This window comes from Peribacillus sp. NPDC096447 (genome assembly GCF_044762725.1).
GTDB lineage: Bacteria > Bacillota > Bacilli > Bacillales > DSM-1321 > Peribacillus.
Window position 1 is genome coordinate 1,153,489 of sequence record NZ_JBIWEV010000001.1, and the last position, 16,614, is coordinate 1,170,102.

Annotated in this window: 20 protein-coding genes and 1 riboswitch; of the genes, 8 read left to right on the forward strand and 12 right to left on the reverse strand. The window is 38.9% G+C overall.

Features of this window, described 5'->3' with window-relative positions; genetic code table 11:
- The first annotated feature begins 6 nt into the window (after positions 1-6).
- The gene (gene aspA, locus ACIQZD_RS05755; protein WP_402899274.1) at positions 7-1,443 is read left to right on the forward strand and encodes an aspartate ammonia-lyase; all 1,437 of its coding nucleotides are present in this window, start codon (positions 7-9) and stop codon (positions 1,441-1,443) included.
- Between the two features lie 187 nt (positions 1,444-1,630).
- Here the strand turns inward: aspA and ACIQZD_RS05760 are convergent, their stop codons facing one another.
- Both ACIQZD_RS05760 and ACIQZD_RS05765 read right to left on the reverse strand, forming a co-directional pair.
- Positions 1,631-2,608 (reverse strand): 2-hydroxyacid dehydrogenase, encoded by a 978-nt coding sequence (locus tag ACIQZD_RS05760; RefSeq protein ID WP_402899975.1) that lies wholly within the window; start codon positions 2,606-2,608, stop codon positions 1,631-1,633.
- A 97-nt stretch (positions 2,609-2,705) separates the two neighbouring features.
- Positions 2,706-4,019: an Nramp family divalent metal transporter gene (locus ACIQZD_RS05765; RefSeq protein ID WP_402899277.1), complete on the reverse strand. Its 1,314-nt coding sequence runs from the start codon at positions 4,017-4,019 to the stop codon at positions 2,706-2,708.
- Positions 4,020-4,475: 456 nt separating this feature from the next.
- On the opposite strand from ACIQZD_RS05765, the gene ACIQZD_RS05770 reads away from it, so the two are divergent.
- Positions 4,476-4,787 (forward strand): hypothetical protein, encoded by a 312-nt coding sequence (locus tag ACIQZD_RS05770; RefSeq protein WP_402899280.1) that lies wholly within the window; start codon positions 4,476-4,478, stop codon positions 4,785-4,787.
- 267 nt (positions 4,788-5,054) lie between these two features.
- On the opposite strand, the gene ACIQZD_RS05775 is transcribed toward ACIQZD_RS05770, so the two are convergent.
- The 4 genes from ACIQZD_RS05775 to ACIQZD_RS05790 form a co-directional block, all read right to left on the reverse strand.
- The gene (locus tag ACIQZD_RS05775; RefSeq protein ID WP_402899283.1) at positions 5,055-5,324 is read right to left on the reverse strand and encodes an excalibur calcium-binding domain-containing protein; all 270 of its coding nucleotides are present in this window, start codon (positions 5,322-5,324) and stop codon (positions 5,055-5,057) included.
- Positions 5,325-5,495: 171 nt separating this feature from the next.
- Positions 5,496-6,050, reverse strand: a complete 555-nt coding sequence (locus ACIQZD_RS05780; RefSeq protein ID WP_402899286.1) for a competence protein ComK — start codon at positions 6,048-6,050, stop codon at positions 5,496-5,498.
- 481 nt (positions 6,051-6,531) lie between these two features.
- Entirely contained in the window at positions 6,532-6,849 is a 318-nt protein-coding gene (locus tag ACIQZD_RS05785; RefSeq protein WP_402899289.1) for a protealysin inhibitor emfourin, read from the reverse strand.
- 32 nt (positions 6,850-6,881) lie between these two features.
- A complete protein-coding gene (locus tag ACIQZD_RS05790) occupies positions 6,882-7,943 on the reverse strand; it encodes a M4 family metallopeptidase (RefSeq protein ID WP_402899292.1) in 1,062 nt (353 codons plus the stop codon).
- A 329-nt stretch (positions 7,944-8,272) separates the two neighbouring features.
- On the opposite strand from ACIQZD_RS05790, the gene ACIQZD_RS05795 reads away from it, so the two are divergent.
- The 3 genes from ACIQZD_RS05795 (at position 8,273) to ACIQZD_RS05805 (ending at position 9,467) form a co-directional block, all read left to right on the forward strand.
- The gene (locus ACIQZD_RS05795; protein ID WP_402899295.1) at positions 8,273-8,755 is read left to right on the forward strand and encodes a hypothetical protein; all 483 of its coding nucleotides are present in this window, start codon (positions 8,273-8,275) and stop codon (positions 8,753-8,755) included.
- Between the two features lie 386 nt (positions 8,756-9,141).
- Positions 9,142-9,303: a hypothetical protein gene (locus ACIQZD_RS05800; RefSeq protein ID WP_402899298.1), complete on the forward strand. Its 162-nt coding sequence runs from the start codon at positions 9,142-9,144 to the stop codon at positions 9,301-9,303.
- The gene (locus ACIQZD_RS05805) at positions 9,300-9,467 is read left to right on the forward strand and encodes a hypothetical protein (protein ID WP_170971670.1); all 168 of its coding nucleotides are present in this window, start codon (positions 9,300-9,302) and stop codon (positions 9,465-9,467) included. Before ACIQZD_RS05800 ends, ACIQZD_RS05805 begins: the two co-directional genes overlap by 4 nt.
- A gap of 94 nt (positions 9,468-9,561) precedes the next feature.
- Here the strand turns inward: ACIQZD_RS05805 and ACIQZD_RS05810 are convergent, their stop codons facing one another.
- Both ACIQZD_RS05810 and ACIQZD_RS05815 read right to left on the reverse strand, forming a co-directional pair.
- Positions 9,562-10,761: a phosphoglycerate dehydrogenase gene (locus ACIQZD_RS05810; RefSeq protein WP_402899302.1), complete on the reverse strand. Its 1,200-nt coding sequence runs from the start codon at positions 10,759-10,761 to the stop codon at positions 9,562-9,564.
- 106 nt (positions 10,762-10,867) lie between these two features.
- A riboswitch (ZMP/ZTP riboswitch) is annotated at positions 10,868-10,946 on the reverse strand.
- 194 nt (positions 10,947-11,140) lie between these two features.
- Complete coding sequence (locus tag ACIQZD_RS05815) at positions 11,141-11,584, reverse strand: ATP-dependent metallopeptidase FtsH/Yme1/Tma family protein (protein WP_402899305.1); 444 nt, start codon at positions 11,582-11,584, stop codon at positions 11,141-11,143.
- A 147-nt stretch (positions 11,585-11,731) separates the two neighbouring features.
- On the opposite strand from ACIQZD_RS05815, the gene ACIQZD_RS05820 reads away from it, so the two are divergent.
- On the forward strand, positions 11,732-12,247 hold the full coding sequence (locus tag ACIQZD_RS05820; protein WP_402899308.1) for a GNAT family N-acetyltransferase: 516 nt from the start codon (positions 11,732-11,734) through the stop codon (positions 12,245-12,247).
- Between the two features lie 77 nt (positions 12,248-12,324).
- Here ACIQZD_RS05820 and ACIQZD_RS05825 read toward each other — a convergent pair whose 3' ends face one another.
- Positions 12,325-12,741 carry a VOC family protein gene (locus ACIQZD_RS05825; protein ID WP_402899311.1) on the reverse strand — a complete coding sequence of 139 codons (417 nt, stop codon included), beginning with the start codon at positions 12,739-12,741 and terminating at the stop codon, positions 12,325-12,327.
- Positions 12,742-13,218: 477 nt separating this feature from the next.
- Here ACIQZD_RS05825 and ACIQZD_RS05830 point away from each other — a divergent pair, with 477 nt between their 5' ends.
- The gene (locus ACIQZD_RS05830) at positions 13,219-13,686 is read left to right on the forward strand and encodes a hypothetical protein (protein WP_402899314.1); all 468 of its coding nucleotides are present in this window, start codon (positions 13,219-13,221) and stop codon (positions 13,684-13,686) included.
- Between the two features lie 121 nt (positions 13,687-13,807).
- On the opposite strand, the gene ACIQZD_RS05835 is transcribed toward ACIQZD_RS05830, so the two are convergent.
- The 3 genes from ACIQZD_RS05835 to ACIQZD_RS05845 form a co-directional block, all read right to left on the reverse strand.
- Complete coding sequence (locus ACIQZD_RS05835) at positions 13,808-14,299, reverse strand: PTS sugar transporter subunit IIA (RefSeq protein ID WP_402899317.1); 492 nt, start codon at positions 14,297-14,299, stop codon at positions 13,808-13,810.
- Positions 14,300-14,379: 80 nt separating this feature from the next.
- Positions 14,380-14,766, reverse strand: a complete 387-nt coding sequence (locus ACIQZD_RS05840; RefSeq protein ID WP_402899320.1) for an iron chaperone — start codon at positions 14,764-14,766, stop codon at positions 14,380-14,382.
- Positions 14,767-14,860: 94 nt separating this feature from the next.
- Positions 14,861-15,505 (reverse strand): alpha/beta hydrolase, encoded by a 645-nt coding sequence (locus ACIQZD_RS05845; protein ID WP_402899323.1) that lies wholly within the window; start codon positions 15,503-15,505, stop codon positions 14,861-14,863.
- Between the two features lie 200 nt (positions 15,506-15,705).
- Between ACIQZD_RS05845 and blaOXA the strand changes: the two genes are divergently transcribed.
- Complete coding sequence (blaOXA, locus tag ACIQZD_RS05850) at positions 15,706-16,497, forward strand: class D beta-lactamase (protein ID WP_402899326.1); 792 nt, start codon at positions 15,706-15,708, stop codon at positions 16,495-16,497.
- Positions 16,498-16,614 lie beyond the last annotated feature (117 nt).

Below are 16,614 nucleotides of genomic sequence, written 5' to 3' on the forward strand. Positions count from 1 at the left end.
AACACGATGTCAACAATCCATATAAATCATAACGTACGTATTGAGAAAGATTTCTTGGGATCAAAACAAGTACCAGTGCATGTATACTACGGTATCCAAACATTGCGTGCAGTCGAAAACTTTCCGATTACAGGCTATCGCATTCATGAAGAATTGATTAGAGCGTTGGCTATCGTGAAAAAAGCAGCGGCTTTAGCAAATATGGACACTAAACGCTTGTACGATGGTCTTGGTAAAATGATCATTCAGGCAGCAGACGAAGTAATCGAAGGCAAATGGCATGATCATTTTATCGTGGATCCCATCCAGGGCGGTGCAGGTACATCAATGAATATGAACGCAAACGAAGTCATTGCTAACCGTGCACTCGAATTACTTGGAAAAGAGAAAGGGGACTATGTTCAATTAAGTCCAAATAGCCATGTGAACATGTCACAATCAACAAACGATGTGTTCCCGAGTTCGATTCATATCGCCACTCTTATTTCACTCGAAAAATTGTTTAATACGATGGAATATATGCTTACTATTTTCAGGAAAAAGGCCCAACAATTAGACCATGTGATTAAAATGGGACGGACACACCTTCAAGATGCAGTACCCATCCGTCTTGGTCAAGAGTTTGAAGCATATAGCCGAGTAATAGAGCGTGATATTAAACGCATTCAACAATCACGCCAGCATTTATATGAAATAAATATGGGTGCAACGGCTGTGGGAACAGGATTAAATGCAGACCCTCGCTACATCGAAAGTGTTGTTGAACATTTGGCGGATATTAGCGGGCTTCCGCTTGTTGGGGCGGAACATCTTGTAGATGCGACACAAAATACAGATGCTTATACAGAAGTCTCTGCTGCATTGAAAATATGTATGATGAATATGTCCAAAATCGCGAACGACCTACGTTTAATGGCCTCAGGTCCCCGTGCAGGCCTTGCGGAAATTAACTTGCCGGCCCGTCAGCCAGGTTCATCCATCATGCCGGGAAAAGTCAATCCGGTCATGCCTGAAATGATCAATCAAGTAGCGTTCCAGGTTATTGGCAATGACCATACCATTTGCCTGGCATCTGAAGCGGGTCAGCTTGAACTGAACGTGATGGAACCTGTGCTTGTGTTCAACTTGCTTCAATCCATCAGCATTATGAACAATGCATTCCGTGCCTTTACAGACTACTGTCTGGTAGATATTGAAGCAAACGAAGACCGTCTAAAAGGGAATGTGGAAAAAAGCGTAGGGATTATCACTGCCGTTAATCCGCATATTGGATACGAAGTGGCAGCGCGTATCGCACGGGAAGCCATTTTAAAAGGAAAATCAGTACGTGAACTATGTCTGCAGTATGACGTGTTAACAGAGGAAGAGCTTGATCTTATTTTAAATCCTTACGAGATGACAAACCCTGGTATTTCTGGAGCAGAGCTATTTGATCGATCGTAACTTCCGATTTTGATGGAATGGCAGAAGTGGTTGATGAATAACAAAGTTCTGGGGAATTGATATAAAAGCCCTCCTTTATAGAGAGGGCTTTTTTTTGCATTGCAGGATGAGTAAACATAATAATCCAGTACCAAAAAATGGATAGCCCCCAAATAAGGCTATCCAGAGTAATCCATTCTATTATAAATTACTTTACCTTTACCACAGCTTTGATCAAGGTAGGCGGGGTTTCTCCCTGTAATCCTGCTACAAGGTTGGTTGCTGCCAGCATCGCCATTTTCTTGCGGGTTTCATATGTTGCGGAACCGATATGAGGCAAAGTGACGACATTCTTCATGGAAAGCAGAGGATTGTCCTCCTTGACGGGCTCCTGTACAAAGACATCCAGTCCTGCCGCGTGAATTTCACCGGTTTTAAGCGCAGTGATCAAGGCTTCTTCATCCACCGTTTTCCCTCTTGAACAATTGATGAAGATCGCGGACTCTTTCATGAGCTTGAATTCTTTTTCCCCCATCATTTTTTCAGTTTGGGGAGTCAGCGGTGTCATCAAGCAGACAAAATCAGATTGCTTTAACAGATCTTCCAGAGAACAGTATGTAGCTCCATACTTTTGTTCCGCTTCTTCATTTCTGGATCTGTTGTGATATAAGATGTTCATATCGAATCCAAAACGGGCCCTTTTTGAAACGGCAGAGCCTATCCCACCCATGCCGATAATGCCTAATACTTTATGATGCACGTCCAACCCAAACGATTTTTCCCCGATGTTCGATGTCCATTGCCCTGACTTTACCATTTGATCCAACTCTGGCATTCTTCTCGCTGTGGACAGCATCAAGCCCATAATCGTATCTGCGACCGTCTCATTCAATACCTCGGGAGTGTTCGTAGCCATGATTCCCCGATTGGACAGCTCGGTTACATCCAAATTGTCGTAACCAACCGATGAATTACAGACGATTTTTAGTTGCGGTGCTTGATCCAGTAAAGCTTTATCCACTTTTAATCCTGAACCTAATATACCTTGTGCGTTCTTCAGCTCTTGAAGGAATTCAGAGTGATTTTGTGAGTCAAGACCTTCAAAATAAACGACATCACAAGTCTCTTGAATATATTGCAGCACTTCCTGATCCACTTTCTTATAAATGATTACTTTCGGTTTCATCATCGATACCTCACTTCCAATAAAGTAGGACCCCGTCGGGATCAAAAGTCGACATAACCTTTATGTTTTACGCCTCTATCTATAATCTACCATTATCTTATAAAAAGGTAGTAGCTAATTGAACGGCGGACCAAACCGCTAAAACGGAAGCTAAAGTTAGAATGATATTTTCGAACCAATTGTTTTTATATTTTCCCATCAAGCTTTTTTTATTTGATAGCACCAGCATGCCAATTGCGATTACCGGAAAACCGATTATGTTTATTGCATTAACGCCAATTGTCAATGCAATGAAACCAGGCATGCCGGGAATGGACCAAATGATTGGCGTAACCAATACAAAAATCATTACCCATTTATACATTGGATCTTTTTCATATTTACCATTGTATTTTTCGCGACGATCCTTATTTATTACGTAAAAGGCATCTACAATCAATCTTGGAAAACCAGTTGACTTGCCTACTACACTCGCGAATAATACGCCAAAAACACCAAGATAGAAAATGTACCAGCCAAATTGTCCTAACGACATTTGTAATGCCATTGCCAAGTCATCGATCGTTTCCACATGAATTCCATTCGGTTTTAAAATTTCTGCTCCAACAACCCAAATGGCCAAGTTGATTACGATGCAAACTCCGATGGCAAACAGTAAATCATTTCTTTGGACCTTTAGATGACTCGGTTTCGTCCAGCCCTTTTCCCTCATGAAATATGGATGAACAAAGTTCGAAATCGAGCCTGCCACTGCACCGATAATTGAAACCGCTACCAATAATGCTCCATGAACGCCAGTATCACTTGGAATGCTAAAACCAACTGTCCCTTTAATGATTTGCCCCACATCAGGTGTAGCTTGAATGGCCAGGAACAAGAAAGCAATGGTCAATAATGCCAAAAGCACTTTCATTACACTTTCAATTCTATTATATATATTCCTGCCTATAAGCATAAAAACTAATCCTACAACTACCATTGAAGCTAAGAATGGCTGATTAACATGGAACAGGGTCGATAATACCTCTCCCGCTCCCTTAATCATATAGGCATTAAAAAGATGACCCATTATTAATGCATAACCAAACATGAAGTAACCGAAAAATGGGTGGATACGTCCATATCCTTCAAGTATGGTTAACCCCTCTGTGTTACAAAGCTGGAACCGGGCGATAACATTTACGATAAGAAAACGAAGGATTAATGACAGTGCTAAAATCCACATTAAACTATATCCATAATCTGCCCCGGCAACAGAAGAAGTCACCAGATCCCCGGCTCCAAGCCATGTTAAAACGGCAAGGATTCCCGGACCATAGGATGTTTTAAACTTCGTGATGAAATTTGGTTTCTTACTTACGACCTCAGGAACAATCACAGTGGATTCAGCAAGATTAGATTGATTTTTCATGTTATTCACTCCATTCCAAAGAGTAATGTATTCGCTTTCATTTCTTCTAAAGCATTAATACTTTGATAACTCTGGACAATCAGATATTGAAATTATGACAGAGCTTTAGGTCATTTCCGGAATTGACCTAAAGTTTACAGTGCTGTATGTTGTCATGCTTCATGATGAAGTGAATCAGATTTGTTAAAAAAGCTCCCCTTCCATTTGATTGAATGTTTTGACTATTTACATTGAAATTGTAAGACAAATTAAAATGTAAGTCAATCATAATATTTAGAAGTTTTTTTAAAAGCATAAAAAAAACTTTTGACCCTTCGTACTTGTTGACAAATTCAAGAGAATTGGCGTTGTTGCGGATTAGAAAAGACAGGATTGTTACGATATAAATAAGGATAAGTACAGCGTGCGAATAGATTAATGCTATCAGCGGATAATATAAGCGAAGGAGTGAAATATATGCCACAAGATAATAACAATGATCCATTTAATAATGCCGGGAACCTTGATAGAGACCCAACTAATAATCCCACTACTAATAATGATGACAACGATACAATTGACAGACCCGTAATGATTAATGATAGTTTGAACCCCGGATTTCAAAGAGAAGAACGTCCTATGCCTAATGGTAATACCCCAACAATAGAGGGAGTTGCAAATGTTAAAGAACGTTTTCCTTCGGACCATGAAAGACTTATGAGCAGAATCAATCTTGGGGATGCACTTATAAATCGAGAAAATACACATTCTGGACGGTTTGAAAGATAAAAAGTATATCTGTTAGTGGAAGATTAAGCGCGAGAAAAAAGCTAAAGACCTGTATAGGCTTTAGCTTCAGTTTTTTAGTTTTGTACAAAATGAACTCTCCTCTCCGGGCACTCGCTTTCCGCGGGCGGTCCGCCCTCGGCGCCTTTGCGCTGCGGGGTCTTCCCTGGACTCTTCCGTTCCAATCAACTTTGTTTAAAAATTCAGATGGAACCCCTTTTGTCTACAAACTAAAGAGACCTTCCTATAAAAGGTCTCTTTGAATAATTCTTATTTTTCACAAGCGATAAAGTCTTTGTCGCGATCGCTTTTTTTATTGGCATCATAAAGCGCCTTTGAAACGTGAGGCTTGTATTTCGTTTTTCCTCCTTTATTTCTAACGGAAGATGTACGTGCCACGCCTCCTTTGTAGTCTTTATTCAATGCTGTACAGTTTTTATAAGTCTTCACCTTTGTTTTGGCACTGGCAACGTCATTCGCGCCAAACGAGAGACCTAAAACTAGTCCAAAAGATAGTATAATAGCAAATGTTCGTTTCAAAATATGTACTCCCTTCCCTAAATATTAACTATTTACTAATCATAATGTATCAGTTCACTTTTTACAATAACTATATTTCCATAGTTAGAGTTTACTTAAATAAAACCCGCTCTCACTTTATCTAATCCCCTAAGAAAAGACCGCCAATTCGGCGGTCTTCCTCTCATCTTATTATCCCTTCCCTTTCACCCTGTAATGGACCTCCCCGGGTTCTTTGCAAAAGGTGATTCCGCTTCCCGGTTCGTAATAAAAGGTCTTTTTGCCCAATGAGCGTTCATGGAAGGTCGTATGCAGATAGGATGCTTGGTCCCTTTTGAAGGCGAGCTGATTTTTGCTTAAGTTTACAGGAAGGCAATGTCCATAGCTTGTGTGGACCAGCGTTTCTTTTTCGTTCATTTCCTCTAAGTCACGAATGTGGATGTAGGAAAACCAGACTCCTCCTCTTTTCCGGAATGAGCGGGAGGAGAACCAGACCATTCCCTGCTGGGCGTTTATGCAGACTGGCAGCCTGTATTTTCCGCCAAGCACGGATTTGGCTGCTGCAAGTCCGCCATCCAGATCCAACCCAAAGTAGTTTAACGTGTTATTCAGGATTTCCTGGCGCGGTTGGGCAACATGGAATGTGCTCTCTCCCTCCACTACCGTGGACATCTCCACACCATTGGAATCGTAACGCTCCATCAATCCCACCGTTTCCTTATTCAATAAATAGTTTTTTCGTATCATCCTTCCATTCACTCCCCATTTCCCCATTCATTTTTTTTGGAGTATACTGGATATAGAGGCAGGTATACTCCTGCTCCCAAGCCCTTAGGTGATGTCTTCCAGGACGTACTCACCTAGGGGTTTTTTGATTTCCGTCTATCGTCACTTTCATTTCTTGATATGTCATTCACCTCCATGCGACTATTATCCTATTTTATGAATTTTTTGTAAAATCCATCTAATTTTACCTCTTTCAAAATTCATTCCCTTTTGTGACTGCATCGCCTGTTTGATTGGCTGACTCTTTACAAAATCCCATCAAAGGTCTATACTTTCGAATTTCCTTTTAAAATCTGCTGTTCTAAATTGCTATTTTCTTGTTAATATGTGTCCAATTAGAGAACAAACAGTCAAAATTCATATAAAAGTGAAATAAAATGACATTTTTGTGAAATTTTAAGGCCACAAAAAAAGTCTATCGTGATGATAGACTTTTTCTTGGTTATTCTGCCATTTTTATTTCAATTGCTAAATTCCGTAGATAATCCAATAAGGGTCTTACTTCCTCTGGAGCTGTTATGTCAGTAAATGTGTAAGACTGCTTCTTCTTTTCATCGGCTATATCCAGCTGGTATGAAAACGCGTCGAACCCTTGTGCTTTAGCTCCAGCCATTTTACTTTGGCTAGCATTAGGTAAGTCAGCTGTCTTCATTAAGTTCTGCAATTCCTCATTTTTCTCTTTCGGCAATTTCTCTGTATCTATCTGAAAATTCAAGTCGAGGTTGGCAAATCCCCCTATGCAGCTAAATTTGATATGCATGGTAGATGGAGCCTCCTATTCATGGAATATGACTACTCAGGCAGTCCAACGGCTTTAAAAGCATTTTCAATTGTCTTGATCGCTGTTTTCGTAACTTCTCCGCTATCAACAAGTTTTTGCGCTGCCTTGATGACAATTTGCACGAATTGATTGAAATTCGCCGTCGCAAATAAATTCTGCATCGCGTTGAACCAAATCAATGCCGCTTTGTCTGTTCCGATCTCCATCGATACTAGATAAAAGGCTTTGTTTGGTATGCCGCTATTGATATGGACACCATGATTATCGCGTTCTCCTTTATAGAAGTTCTTCATATGATCAGGCTGAATATCTTTACCCATTAACTTATTGTCAAATGCCGTACCTGGCGCTTTCATCGAACGGAGGGCCTGCCCTTTCAGTGTTGGTCCCATTATATCAGCACCGATCAGCCAATCGGCATCACCTGCTGTTTGCTTTAAATGAAATTGTTTTATGGCAACTCCAAATACATCTGAAAGATGTTCGTTCAAAGCCCCCGACTGACCTTCATACTCCAATCCACTTGTGAACTGGGTAACCCCATGTGTCAGTTCGTGTCCGATTACATCGAGTGAATTGGCAAAATTGCTAAAGATGACCCCATCGCCATCACCAAATACCATTTCATCTCCGTCCCAATAGGCATTCGTGAATTTATTGCCATAATGAACGTTCAGAATGATATCAAGGCCTTGGTTATCAATTGAATTACGGTGCAAGACATCCTTGAAATAATCACGCACAACTCCGCTATAATCGTATGCAGCGTTAACTACCGGGTCTGCACTTGATCGATCTCCTTCTTTCCTAGCCTCATTCTCCCGGAGTTTCGTTCCTCCCCTGCAATCATAAACATGGCGGGCAGATTCACCATGACGCCCAGATCCTGCATCAGTTAAAGCGACAACACCGTCAATATCGTATTCTTTCAAAATTCTGCGCCTGCGCATTTGACGGCTTTTCGCTAAACTGATCCGTGCTTCTTCCACTTCATTTTGTGCCAAATTCTCAAGAATATAGTTAGGTACGATGAAACACTGACACTTCAATTTGGAACAATCTCTTTTGTGCATATCCGTCACTCCTTCATGTTTTTTTACGATCTATTACAGTTTCTTTTTTCAAAAGCTGCTTTTCTTAATGCTTTTGTCTTCAACATCGGTTCATTAGCAGTTTAAATCCGTTTACATGGTCACCTAGATGCTCTTCCTATTTTCAACACATTTCTATAGTGTACTTTCGCCGTAGATACCTCATTTCCCTCCATTCCTTCCCTGCCCAACTTGTTCAACCCACTCACCCTTGTTTATTGGATTATTCTGCTCGTGCTGCATATACTGGATTGTTCCTTTAAAAAAGGGAGCTTCCTCAGAAATAAACCACCTTTAAGGAGGGCATAACATTGGTAACTTCACAGGGAACTGCTTCAATTAGCTTTCCATTCCCATCTGTATGGGGTATCCACTCTTCAATAGCTGGCAGAACGATTATTTGGGGCACACTTACCATTAACTCCATTATAGAAAATAGGGTGGTTGGTACGGTTAATTTTCGTGGCAGACCCATTCCGATTAATGGATTTTGGAATGAAAGCACCAAACAAATCGCATTTGATTCACCTTATGCCACTTTCTCCGGCAACTTAACCATAATTGATGATCAACAGAGTAGAATTCGACATTTCATTCTTCAAGGACGTTTTCTTATGAAGCCTCCCTCTCTGCACGCAGGTGAGTCCGGATCATGGATTGCCACTACTGATATAGCTCTGAATGAATTTCCTATTAGCGGTAATGCCTATACCGGGCAATTACCTCCTGTTGGAGCTTTTTTAACAACGAATATCCTTCATCAGCATCAGAATTTTTGGGGAAGAACAATATAGGGTAATCCTTTCTGTGTAGAATGGGTGTTTAACATAAGGAATCGTCTCTGTATTTCATAGGGGCGATTCTTTTACTTAGAGGGATAAACAAAAGTCATATTGAACTGACAGGTTGGCTGAGAATGTAAGGTTACATTGATTAAGGTTCGCAACACGTTGCTCCCTGGCGTTCAGCTGATCGCAATGCTTCCCCTGTTGGGTACCGTTTTGCCTAACTCACTAAGTAGATATATATATATGAGATAGTTATTTTGGTAGATAAATTATAATTCCATTAACTTAAAATGAGTACAGATGGAATATAGATTGACAGCATTTGCACTGTACTTCATACTATTGTATTAACAGAAGTGACAGAATATTTAGTTAATTGGGAGGATGAAACTATGAAAACATCAGTAATGACCATGGACCTACAATTATTAGCAGATGTTCTCAGGGAAAATAATTGTACAAGTTTAATACATGCAATAGCAGAAAAGGATTTTCAAGTGGCTCAAATGCTTGATGTATTAATATTTGAGGATAAATGGGAGGATGGCATATGACTAAGCTCAGAATCCTTTTAACCATTCCTATATTGCTATATGGAATTTACGTATTTGTTGCCATTCAAAACGATAAGGATATTCCACTTTATTTGCATCTTCTATTCGCACTCTATTTGATGTTGTTTGTACATTATGAAGAAAAAACGGAGGTGAAACCCTGACAGATTTTTAGTTTAATAAACAAAGCCTAAAAAAGCCTCAACTCCTTAAAGGAATTGAGGCTTTCACTATTAATCATCTTTCTTCCGGTTCCAATTAGATAATACGAGTTGTAACGATGCCTTCGATTTGTTTGATTTTTTCTTCCAATCCAGGAATGATATCGCCGTTTACTTCACCGTCAATGTCGATGATCGTATAGGCATATCCCCCACGGCTTCTGTTAACCATGTCAGCGATGTTCAGATTAAAGCTTGATACAGCCAGCGTGATTTGCCCAACCATGTTCGGAACGTTTTCGTGGAAAGTTGCCACACGACGGTTTCCTGTATAAGGAAGGGAAGTGTTCGGGAAATTCACAGAGTTCTTGATGTTCCCTGTTTCTAAAAAGCTCTTCAACTGACGAGCTGCCATGATCGCACAGTTTTCCTCTGACTCTAGCGTAGAGGCACCAAGATGCGGAATTGGAACGACATTTTTCATTTTCAGCACGTTTTCATTCGGGAAGTCTGTAATGAACTTGCCTACTTTTCCGCTTTCAAGTGCAGCTTGCATATCAGTTTCATTCACTAGCTCGCCGCGTGAGAAATTCAAGATATGTACGCCCGGCTTCATGATGCTGAATGTTTCTTGGTTGAACATTCCTCTTGTGTCGTCAGTTAATGGAACGTGTACTGTAATATAATCAGATTCTGCAAACAATTCTTCAATCGTCATGGCGCGCTGTACATTGCGTGACAAATTCCAAGCTGTATCAACAGAGATGAACGGGTCAAACCCAATGACATCCATGTCCAAATCAAGCGCATCATTCGCTACAAGTGCACCGATCGCTCCTAAACCGATTACGCCAAGAGTTTTCCCCTTGATTTCTTTACCAACGAATTGTTTCTTTCCTGCTTCAACAAGCTTTGGAATTTGTTCTCCTTCGCCTTCTAGTGTCTTTGTCCAAGCCACACCTGCAAAAAGGTTACGAGATGAAGCCATTAATGTCGTTAGCACCATTTCTTTTACAGCGTTTGCGTTAGCACCAGGTGTATTGAAAACGACAATTCCTTGCTCGGTACATTTGTCGACCGGAATATTATTGACTCCAGCCCCTGCCCTTGCGATTGCTTTTAACTGATCGCCGAATTCCATAGTATGCATGTTAAAGCTGCGAAGAACGATTGCATCAGGGTTTTCACTGTCATTATCAACCGTAAAATCCCCTTTGTTGAATACATTCAGTCCGCTTTCGGCAATATTATTTAACGCCTTGATCGTTTTCACTTTTTCTAAAAGAATTGTGCTCATTTTGTTTGCTCCTCTTTTGAATATGATAGTTTTGAAATTTCAAAATACTGACTTTAAACCTTCAATATCTGTTAATATACAGAAAGAGGCAAGGGATAAAATCCCTTACCTCTGCCCAGGCGAACGGCTACGACACTATGTGTTCCCTCACGGTTATCCGTGTTTCGCCAGTTGCACATAGTCTTTTTCATTTATTTCATTCTATCAAACTATTCTGGAATCTTCAATATCAAATTATATGTTTATCCCTTTTTTTGCAGAAGTCACAACTCAACAGAAATATCGACGAAACTTACAGTTTTATCTGCGAAATTAGAAATATATCGACGAAATCTATAGTTTTATCTCCGAAAATAGGAATATATCGACGAAAACTCCATTATCTATGACGGTCCAATCTTTTTATTACAACTGTAAATAGTAATATGACTAAAAACAGCATGAAAATGATCATGAACGGAATGGTCGTTGTAAAAAGAGAGACCCATCCACTTGTCTCGTCTTCTGGCGTAATCTCAATTTTTTCTATATCATGTTCCTCTGCAGCATTATTCATTCTATCTAGTGAAATTTCACTATTTGGTACAGACGCGATAAAGTATTGATCCTTTTCATACCCTACCAGCCCACCTCTTATTTCATAAACACTTTTTTGTGGCTCCAACTCTAAAAATGTCACTTTCCCATCCTCTAAAGTTGTAAAAAATTCATCTTCAGTTAATTTCTCAGTCGGTTCTTTGTCATTATTAAAAACCAGCACAATCCCCAAGGTAACCAAGAAGATTAATAAATAAAATACTTTACTACGGAAAATCCGCTTCATCTCATACCTTCTTCCACATTAAGCAAACTATAGAAAATAGTAACATACAAAGTTAATTCTTGGAATATCTCGGGCCGATTAGTTGCAAAATGGATAATATTAGTAAATTATAAGAAATATAGCAAACTTAAAAAAGGAGGAACCACTATGCTAATAAGAGAGGCAACGGTTGCTGATGCGGAAGGTATAGCAATAGTCCATGTGGATTGCTGGCGAACTACTTATAAAGAAATAATGCCGAGTGATTTTTTAGATAATCTGTCTTATGAGAAAAGGAAAGACATATGGATAAAGAATATAAATAGAGATGAAAATTATGTTTATGTCGCAGAAAATAACGAAGGAAAAATAGTTGGATTTATAGATGGCGGGAAAAGGGATACGAATCAAGTTGAGAATTCTGGTGATTTAACTGCTATATATATCCTCGAAAATTTTCAAAGAATGGGGATAGGTAAGAAACTCATCAAAGAATTATTTTTTAAATTCGAAGAACTGGGATTCAAGACAATTTTCGTTGAGGTGTTAGAAGATAATAAATCTCGATACTTCTATGAGGCATTTGGTGCTGAATTGTTTAAAACAGAAAAAATCAAAATGGCTGGCGCTGAATTGAATCTATTGGTTTATGAGTGGAAGGATATTCGCCCAGTATTGTTATGAATGAACTTCAGCTAAGATCGCTTACTAACATTAAAAAAGACACAGTCCTTCGTGAAGGATTGTGCCTTGCTTTTGGTTTAATTTTGGTTAAATCCGCTTTCGTCCATGTAAAATACTTCCCAAGAATGTCCGTCGATATCCAGAAAACTCCAACCGTACATGAAACCATGATCAATGGCTTCGTTAAAAGGCTTTCCGCCAGCATCCAGTGCCCTATTCACGATCTCATCGACTTCTTCCTTGCTTTTAACGGACAGGGCAACGATGGCTTCGGTACTCGCTGCAGAATCCGGGATTTCTTTCTTGGTAAATGTTTTAAAGTAATCTTCCACCAATAACATCACATATATGGACTCGCTGATAACCATGCATGTCGCATTTTCGTTGGTCATTTGCTCGTTAAACTCAAAGCCGACCTTTGTGAAAAATTCTACTGAGGCATCCAAATCTTTAACAGGCAAGTTTACAAAGATCTTTTCTGCTTGAACTCCCATCCAATTCACCCTCGCTTGATTTATTTGTTCACTCACCTACTATTCGCTGCATTTTTCGATTATCCTGCTTAGAGCAGTGATTGCATTCACATTGAACAGATACAACCTTAGTCACGGGGAACATTCATAATTCACCTAATTAAAGTATTTCAAACAGGCTGATTCAATTTTAAAACAACCTGTGAGTTTACCTTAAGAAATTTTCAAGAAGTATATCCCTCTCCCCTTGCTGCTTCAACATTGGATGGCGCCTAAAAATTGAAATTCATATACCAGATGGTTTCAAAACTAAAACACATTTTGTCTTTTTTGAAATAAAAACTATATAACCATGCTCTAAAATTAATTACTTTTAAGGAGGTATGCATATGAAAATTAGTATTAAAACATGAAGTATCCGGAAAATTTTCTTTACTGTTTTTGGTTTTGATTTCAGTTGTTTTACCAGGATCAATCCCAATCATTTCGTCCTAGCAATTGGGAAATCAACAGCTATTTACTTCAAAAGGAACTTCCTTATACGGCACAGTCATTATCTCTTATCAAAATCAATTTCTCTCGGGCTTTTATGATTGGGATGATGTTGATGGTATTTGGCTTTCAATTTTACAGGCAATGTATGATTGTTTAAATACCGGTATTGGCAACTGCGGCTTTTCCGAACGTTTTATGGATTGGCAAATGAAAAAGCTAATAGAAAAAAATCCAGCTATATTATTTATATGGTACCATGGTTTTGCTAGTAAAGAATGGAATGATATTCCTAAGAAATCCACACTAAGATTCCCTGAAAATGTGCTATTGAATAGTTTAATAGAAAAGGGAACCAAGTTTTTAAGATTTAGAAATGCTCTATATGATAGCGGTCCAAGCAAAAATATTAACCAGTTAATTAATGATCTTAAATCATTCAATAGTGATTTAGGGCATGTGCAATTGGAATAGCTCACTGTGCTAAGTGAAGCTGAAATCTTGCAGATATAGTAAAACAGTCCTTGCCGGCATTCGCCAGTAAGGACTGTTTTTAATGTACTAGAAGGCACGAAGTCTAATGGTACCTTTTCTTTTATTTCAAATAAACACTCATAATCTCCGTTTCATTAATTTTTGCTTGGGTACTATTTGTTTTTTCCAGTTTTTCAACTAGCTCGCCATTCGTGATAACAATCGGAGTCACGATGCTTGGAGCTTTGGCTTTCAGAAATTCGATATCAAATGTAACAAGCTTGTCTCCTGCTTTTACATTTTGCCCTTCTGCAACATGGACTTCAAATCCCTCACCATTAAGGTTAACTGTTTCCAATCCAATATGAATCAACATTTCTATGCCATGTTTTGTGCGTAGGCCTAGCGCATGTTTAGTATGAAAAACCTGAATCACTTCTGCATCGATTGGAGATACGACCAACCCCTCCTCAGGAAGAATCGCTATTCCGTCCCCCATCATTTTACCGGAAAACACCGGATCTGGAACATCTTCAATATTTATTACTTGTCCATTTATAGGAGCAAGCAGTTGTTCCACACTCTCTTTTTTACTGAATAATTTTTTGAACATAATATTTCCACCTTTCTCTTTCGGTCTTGAATCTCACAATCAATTGTTAAATATTTGGTGAATTCCGATAATAGTTTTTGTTATTTTTTCTTTTTCAAATTCCCTTCTGCTTTCTTTCTATTCTGTTCCACTCTAAATATAACCATCTCGGTTATTAATTCATAAGGAATTGGCTTGTTTAGTGGAAACTGAACAGCCCCTTTTGAACATTTATATTCAGATAAAGCAGATTCAAAAGCAGAGATCGCGCTTGGAGCTGGATAGAATCCTATATGTTTTTTATAGGCAGCGAAATGCACCAGATTTCCATATAAAACAAAGGTAGGCATTTGATAGCTTATCTTTTCTTCTGCATCCGGTGCTGCATCCTTTATGACTTTTCTTATCGTTTTTAATATCTCCTGAACTTCTTCGGGAAATTGTATAATATATTCATCAATTGAATGAAATGTATTGGTTCCCTCCATCTTTTCTCCCCTCTTAAATCCAAACTACAATACGCTTATTATAACATTCTCCCCCACCAACCCATGGATTGAATCCCTTTTGTATTTCGCTAACCTATATTTTTAAAAACTCTTCCATTCTATTCATTACACCTTCTAGCATGATAATCGTCCTTGAAGTATCGAAAGGTTCAATATCCAATGAATGATTTGCATGTGGGATTTTATCCATGCTTATATTCGTTTTACTTTCAATCGCTTGAATTTTACCTGGAATATAATGATGATCTTTTTCTCCTATAACTATATGTGCTGAATGATTGCTGCTCAATAACCCATCAAAAATCGAATCGAACTTCAATAGCGGCGTAAGCAAAATCATTTTGGCTTTCATAAACCGCTCACTTTTCATGATTCCATTGATGATGGGTATGGTGCCAAGTGATTTGCCTAGAAATACTGTTCCTTTATATTCATGATTTTGAAGTACTTCCGTAATGACGGGATTGATATCATTAACGATCACTTTTGTAATATCCACCAATGGATGCTTGAAAATATCCTGGTCGTAAGCGTAATGAATATGTACGATATCATATTGATTTTGAAGCATGATCATCGTCGAATAATAGAATAACGGCTTCTCATACGTGTACCCCGCTCCTGAAAACATAAAACAAACGGCTGGACTTCCGTTTTCAATATGTGTGTATGTAATTTCTTTTTCATTACTATTTATTTTTCTTTGGTTAACCTCCATGATAGATTCCTCCCATTCTTTCTTTTGCTCTTAGTATTCATTAGCTACCTGCTGAACTCCTCCTTGATCGATACTATCTAAACAGAATCCAAGAATTAGGTTTCGTTTTTTATCAGAAATAGGTATACTTTAGGCTATAAACCTATTTTATGGAAATTATTCTGATGATCGATCAATCCAGCCTTAAAGGAGAGTGTGTAATGAAAATCCAAGCGTTATGTTTCATTCTTGTCCTGCTAGTCACTGGTTCCATGAGTACGATTCATGCAAGTGCAAACGATCAAAAGGTGAAAGAACTGGATATCGGGGAGTCTTTCGATGGAGCGGAAGGCACGATGGTACTTCAAAACTTAAAAAATGATAAAGTATTTATCTATAATAAACAGAGAAGTAAGGTACGCTACACTCCAGAATCGACATTTAAAGTCGCGAATGCATTAATCGGCTTACAGACAAAAGCGGTAAGCGATGAATATGAAGTGAAGCGTTGGGATGGTGTAATCAGGGAATTTGAGGATTGGAACAGAGATCATACGCTGGCTTCAGCCATGAGGCATTCAGTGATCTGGTATTATCAAGCAATGGCCCGCGATATCGGTGCGGAAGATATGCAGCAATATGTGAACCTGATAGATTATGGCAATCATGATATCTCCGGGGGGATCGACCAGTTTTGGCTCGACAGCAGCATAAAGATTTCTGCCCGGGAACAAGTCCAATTCATCGAAAACCTTGTAGAAGAAAAACTGCCTATCGATAAGCTGCATATGAGAACCGTCAAGAGAATCATGATAAATGAAGAAGCAGACTCATATGTTCTCCATGGAAAAACCGGGACACGCCTTTCTGATATGGGATTGGGCTGGTATGTGGGTTACATCGAAACGGACAAAGAAAAATGGGCCTTCGCAACGAACATCGACGGCAGCGGAAGCAAAGCCAAAACGATTACTCTTGAAGCCCTGAAAGAGTTGGATATCATAGAAGAATAAAAGTCCACGCATGCTCTTAATACTTGGGCATGCGTTTTGCTTTATCTTAAAGGTATCTGAAAAACCTTTTAGCCTGTAGAAGAAAAGTTGACCCTAACTAAAAAATGAAAGTACAAA